Origin of the sequence: Streptomyces sp. NPDC058955 (assembly GCF_042741435.1) — a bacterium.
Taxonomy (GTDB): Bacteria; Actinomycetota; Actinomycetes; order Streptomycetales; family Streptomycetaceae; genus Streptomyces.
The window spans coordinates 20,021-24,793 of sequence record NZ_JBHYKM010000079.1 but is presented as its reverse complement, the minus strand read 5'-3'; the positions used below and the strand labels follow the sequence as shown (position 1 = coordinate 24,793).

5 protein-coding genes are annotated in these 4,773 nt (G+C 73.9%); 2 read left to right on the top strand and 3 right to left on the bottom strand.

Annotation, left to right across the window (positions count from 1 at the left end; translation table 11 throughout):
* Positions 1-246: 246 nt before the first annotated feature.
* The gene (locus ACFW1I_RS25980; protein ID WP_384674285.1) at positions 247-1,221 is read right to left on the bottom strand and encodes an AraC family transcriptional regulator; all 975 of its coding nucleotides are present in this window, start codon (positions 1,219-1,221) and stop codon (positions 247-249) included.
* A 55-nt stretch (positions 1,222-1,276) separates the two neighbouring features.
* Here ACFW1I_RS25980 and ACFW1I_RS25975 point away from each other — a divergent pair, with 55 nt between their 5' ends.
* Together ACFW1I_RS25975 and ACFW1I_RS25970 are read left to right on the top strand one after the other, a co-directional pair.
* Positions 1,277-1,516 (top strand): hypothetical protein, encoded by a 240-nt coding sequence (locus tag ACFW1I_RS25975; protein ID WP_384674282.1) that lies wholly within the window; start codon positions 1,277-1,279, stop codon positions 1,514-1,516.
* 45 nt (positions 1,517-1,561) lie between these two features.
* Positions 1,562-2,833 (top strand): TerD family protein, encoded by a 1,272-nt coding sequence (locus tag ACFW1I_RS25970; protein WP_384674305.1) that lies wholly within the window; start codon positions 1,562-1,564, stop codon positions 2,831-2,833.
* 18 nt (positions 2,834-2,851) lie between these two features.
* On the opposite strand, the gene ACFW1I_RS25965 is transcribed toward ACFW1I_RS25970, so the two are convergent.
* Entirely contained in the window at positions 2,852-3,871 is a 1,020-nt protein-coding gene (locus tag ACFW1I_RS25965) for a 1-aminocyclopropane-1-carboxylate deaminase (protein WP_384674280.1), read from the bottom strand.
* A 31-nt stretch (positions 3,872-3,902) separates the two neighbouring features.
* Positions 3,903-4,583: a GntR family transcriptional regulator gene (locus tag ACFW1I_RS25960; protein ID WP_384674277.1), complete on the bottom strand. Its 681-nt coding sequence runs from the start codon at positions 4,581-4,583 to the stop codon at positions 3,903-3,905.
* Positions 4,584-4,773 lie beyond the last annotated feature (190 nt).

The window sequence follows — 4,773 nt, the reverse complement described above, 5'->3', positions numbered from 1 at the left end:
TTTTTTTTTTTTTTTTTTTTTTTTTGGTGGTTTGGTTTTTTTTTTAACCAGACCGGCGGGGCACGGGCGGCCGTCCGGGGGCCGGGCGTGTTTTCGGGGGGCGCCGGCGGGGCCCGGTTCGACGGCGCGCGCTGGCAGCGCCGGACGCGACCACGGTAGGCGGCCTCCAAGATCACCGCGAGCCGCGGAACGCGGCCTCTGTCCGGAATGCGCGACCGGCAGGAGCACAGGGGCGCACCGCCCGGCTCACGGCGCCGTCCGCAGCGTCCGGGACGGGGACTCGCCGAACCTCTCGCGGTAGCGGACGGCGAACCGCCCCTGGTGCGCGAAGCCCCAGCGCCAGGCGACCTCGCTGACGCTCACCTCGTCCGGCTCCGCCGCCCGCAGCTCCTCCCGCACCCGTTCGAGCCGGACCTCCCGGACGTACGCCATCGGCGACATCCCGACGTACTCCCGGAAGGACTCCTGGAGCCGGCGGACGCTCACGCGCGCGTGGGCGGCGAGTTCGGTGGTGGTGAAGGGGTGCTCGGGGCGCTCCCGGACGGCGTCCATGGCGCGCTTGACCGGGGCCGGGCGGCGCGGCCCGCCGGGGTGGGCCAGCTCGTCCCGCCAGGGGTGCTCGGCGGCCAGCAGCAGGCCGTTGAGCAGCGCCTCCTGGAGCGGGCGGGCGACGAGTTCGTGGTGGGCGAGGCCCTCCCCGGCGAGCGCCTCGGCGGCGACCCGGCGGGCGAAGCGCACCCAGCTGAGGCCGGGGCCGCGCGAGATGTCGAGGCCGGAGCGGAAGGCGAGGCCGCCCTGCGGCGGCCGGCCGAGCAGGCTCTCCAGCCGGTCGCGCAGTTCGGCGGCGCCGACCTTGACGGAGAGGATCCGTCCGTCGCCGCTCCAGCGGTCGAGGAAGGTGTCCCCCGCGGGGTCGAGGAGCAGCGCCTCCCGGGCCGAGGCGTGGACGGCGGGGCCGCGGCCCTGGCGCATCTCCATGGTGCCGCTCATCGGGGCGTTGACGTGGTACGCGCCCAGCTCGCCGAAGCTCATCCGGACGTCGGCCCCGCAGCTCAGGTCGCCGATGACGAGCGGCCCGAACTCGACGATGTCGAACCGGGCGGCGAAGCTCCGGTGCTCGTCGACGACGTCCATCCGGCTCGTGTAGTAGCGCGCGTCGAGTTCCTGACGCGCCTCGTCGACGTCCCCGGTCGTAAAAGAGCTCCCACCCACAGCACCCACGATGCGAAAGATAATTCATATGACGGACCCGTCCGGGACGGGCAGGATGCCCGGCATGCCACCACCACGGGGTTTCTCGTACGAAGAGCGCAAGGACGGCTCCGTCGTCCTCACCCACCACGGCCGGCCCGCCGGGGTCCTGCGCGGCGCCCGGGCCGCGAAGTTCCTGGCCGAGGCCGCGTCCGGCGACGTCCAGCCGGTGATGGCCCGCTGGACCGGGGCGTACCGTTTCGGCAATGAGCGGCAGGCGCGGAACCATCCGCGTAACCAGGCCGGCGGAACCCGTCGTGGGTAAGGGAACGGCAAAGCTCCCCGGAGCGTTAGGCCTGGCATGACCGCAATGACCCCCGGCTCGAACCTCCCGCTCACCGCCCCCCGTGTCGCGGTGGACGTCGCCGCCCCGGTGCGGCTCGACGTCTCGGGCCTGCTGCTCGGCGCCAACGGCAAGGTGCGCTCGGACGACGACTTCATCTTCTACAACCAGCCCGCCGGGCCCGGTGTCACCTACCGCTCCGGCGGCGGCACCGCGCCGGACGCGATCCTGGTGGACACCGGCGGCCTGCCCGCCGGCATCGAGAGGATCGTGGTCACCGCCAGTCCGGACGCCGCAGGACAGACCTTCCAGGGCATCGAGCCCACCGCGACCGTCCGCGACGCCGACAGCGGCGCGGTCATCGCCACCTTCACCCCGCCGCAGCTCGCCACCGAGACGGCCCTGGTGGTCGTCGAGATCTACCAGCGCAACGGCGCCTGGAAGGTCCGTGCCGTCGGCCAGGGGTACGCGAACGGCCTGGCCGGCATCGCGACCGACTTCGGCGTCTCCGTGGACGAGGAGCCGGCCGCCGCCGCCCCGGCGCCCGTCGCCCCGCCGGCGTACACCCCGCCGCCGATGCACACCCCGCCGGGGCAGACCCCGCCGCAGGTGCACTCCGCGCAGACCCTGCCGTCGTTCACTCCCCCGCCGATGCCGCCGGCTCCCCCGGTGGACCCGCGGCTCGCCGCCGCGGCCCCGGCCGCCGCCCCGGCCCCCACCGGCAAGATCAACCTCGACAAGGGCCGGGTCAGCCTCCAGAAGAACCAGACGGTCTCGCTGGTCAAGGGCGGCCGCCCGCTGCTCTCCCAGGTGAAGATGGGCCTCGGCTGGGAGCCCGCGTACCGGGGCAAGGACATCGACCTGGACGCCTCGGTCATCGCGTACGGCCCCCAGCGCAACCACCTGGACAGCTGCTACTTCGGCAAGCTGACCATCCTGGGCGGGGCCGTCCGGCACTCCGGTGACAACCTGACGGGCGAGGGCGCGGGCGACGACGAGGTCATCACCGTCGACCTGGGCCGGCTGCCGGCCGACGCCACCGGTCTGGTCTTCACGGTGAACTCGTTCTCCGGGCAGAAGTTCACCGAGGTCGCCAAGGCGTACTGCCGGCTGATGGACGCGGCCACCGGCGAGGAGCTGGTCCGCTTCGACCTGACCTCCGCCGAGCCGCAGACCGGCGTGATGATGGCCAAGCTCATCAAGCAGTTCTCCGGCGAGTGGGAGATGACCGCGATGGGCGAGTTCGTGAAGTCCCGGACGGTCCGGGGCATGGTGAAGCCGGCCGCCCAGGCGCTCTGAGCGGCCGGTCCCGGCGCGCTACACGAAGAGCGCGCTGTAGGCGTTGAGGGCGGGCTGGCCGCCGAGGTGGGCGTAGAGCACGGTCGAGGAGCGGCCGATCTCGCCCCGGTCCACCAGGTCGATCAGCCCGGCCATCGACTTCCCCTCGTAGACGGGGTCGGTGACCATGCCCTCGGTGCGGGCGGCCAGCCGCATCGCGTCGAGGGTGGCCTCGTCCGGGACGCCGTAGACGCCGGCGTGGTAGCGCTCGTCCAGCTCCACGTCGGCGCCGTCGAGTTCGCGCTCGACGCCGATGAGGGCGGCGGTCGAGCGGGCGATCCGGGTGATCTGCTCATGGGTCTCGGCGGGCTTCGCGGAGGCGTCGACGCCGATGATCCGGCGCGGCCGGCCGCCCTCCTCGGCGAGCGCGGCGAAGCCGGCCACCATGCCGGCCTGGGTGGAGCCGGTCACCGAGCAGACCACCACCGTGTCGAAGAAGACGCCGAGCTCCCGCTCCTGCTCGGCCACCTCGTAGGCCCAGTTCGCGAAGCCGAGGCCGCCGAGCGGGTGGTCGGAGGCGCCGGCCGGGATCGCGTACGGCTTCCCACCGCGCTCCTCGACCTCCCGCAGCGCCTGCTCCCAGCTCTCCTTGAAGCCGATCCCGAAGCCGGCCCGGACCAGCCGCACGTCGGCGCCGGCGAGCCGGCTGATCAGGATGTTGCCGACCTTGTCGTAGACGGCGTCGGGCCAGTCGACCCAGCTCTCCTGCACCAGCACGCACTTCAGCCCGGCGCGGGCGGCGACCGCCGCGACCTGGCGGGTGTGGTTGGACTGCACGCCGCCGATGGAGACGAGGGTGTCGCAGCCCTGCGCGAGGGCGTCCGCGACCAGGTACTCCAGCTTGCGGGTCTTGTTCCCGCCGTACGCGACACCGGAGTTGCAGTCCTCGCGCTTGGCCCAGAGGGTCGCGCCGCCGAGGTGGTGCCCGAGCCGTTCGAGGGGGTGGACCGGGGAGGGCCCGAAGAGGAGCGGATAGCGGTCGAAGTCGGTGATCGGCACGGGCGGCTCTCCCTTGGGTGGCGGGACGGGGTTACGCCGGCGACGGCGCGGGCGCGGGGATGCCGGTGACCTCGGCGACCTCGATGGCGTCGTCGGCCAGCTGTTCCAGGGCGGCCCAGATCTCGCTGGTGATCCGGACGGCCTCCTCCGCGTCCCCGGCGGCGCAGGCGTCGATGAGGCGGGTGTGGAGCTCGGCGGAGGCGCAGCTGTCGGGGTTCCCGAAGAGCCGGCGCTCGACGCGGCGGAGCAGCGGGGTGTAGCGGTCGATGGTGGCGGCGGCGGCGTGGTTGCCGCTGGCGCCGACGAGGACCTGGTGCAGTTCGTCGTCGGCGTCGAGGGCGGCCTCGACGTCGGAGACGCGGACGGCGGCGGCGAAGCGCTCGTTGGCCTCGCGCATGGCGCGGATGGCCTCGGGGCCGAGCAGCGGGACGGCGGTGCGGGCGGCGAGTTCGTGCATCACCCGGACCACGGAGGCGGCGTCGCGGACGATCCGGCTGACCGGCCGGGTGACCCGGGTGTAGCTCTGCGGCTTGGTCTCGACGAGGCCCTCGACGGTGAGGCGGGCGAGGGCGTCGCGGACGGGCGCGCGGGAGAGGCCGAGCCGGTCGGCGAGGTCGGCGTCCTTGAGGAGGGCGCCGGGGGCGAGGTCGCCGCGCACGATCGCCTCGCGCAGCGACTCGTAGGCCCGGTCGCGCAACAGGGTCCGGCCCACGGGCCGCAGAACGTCGTGGGAAGGAAGTGCGCGTTGATTTGGGATGACAGGGGGCGCCCCACTGTGTGTGTGCGAAGGGGGGCGCCCGCGGGCGCGCCCCCGCGCGCCCGCCCCCCCGCGCCCGCGCGCGGGGGCGGCGGGGGGCGGGGGGCGCGCGCGCGCGCGCGCGCGCGCGCCCCCCGCCCCCCGC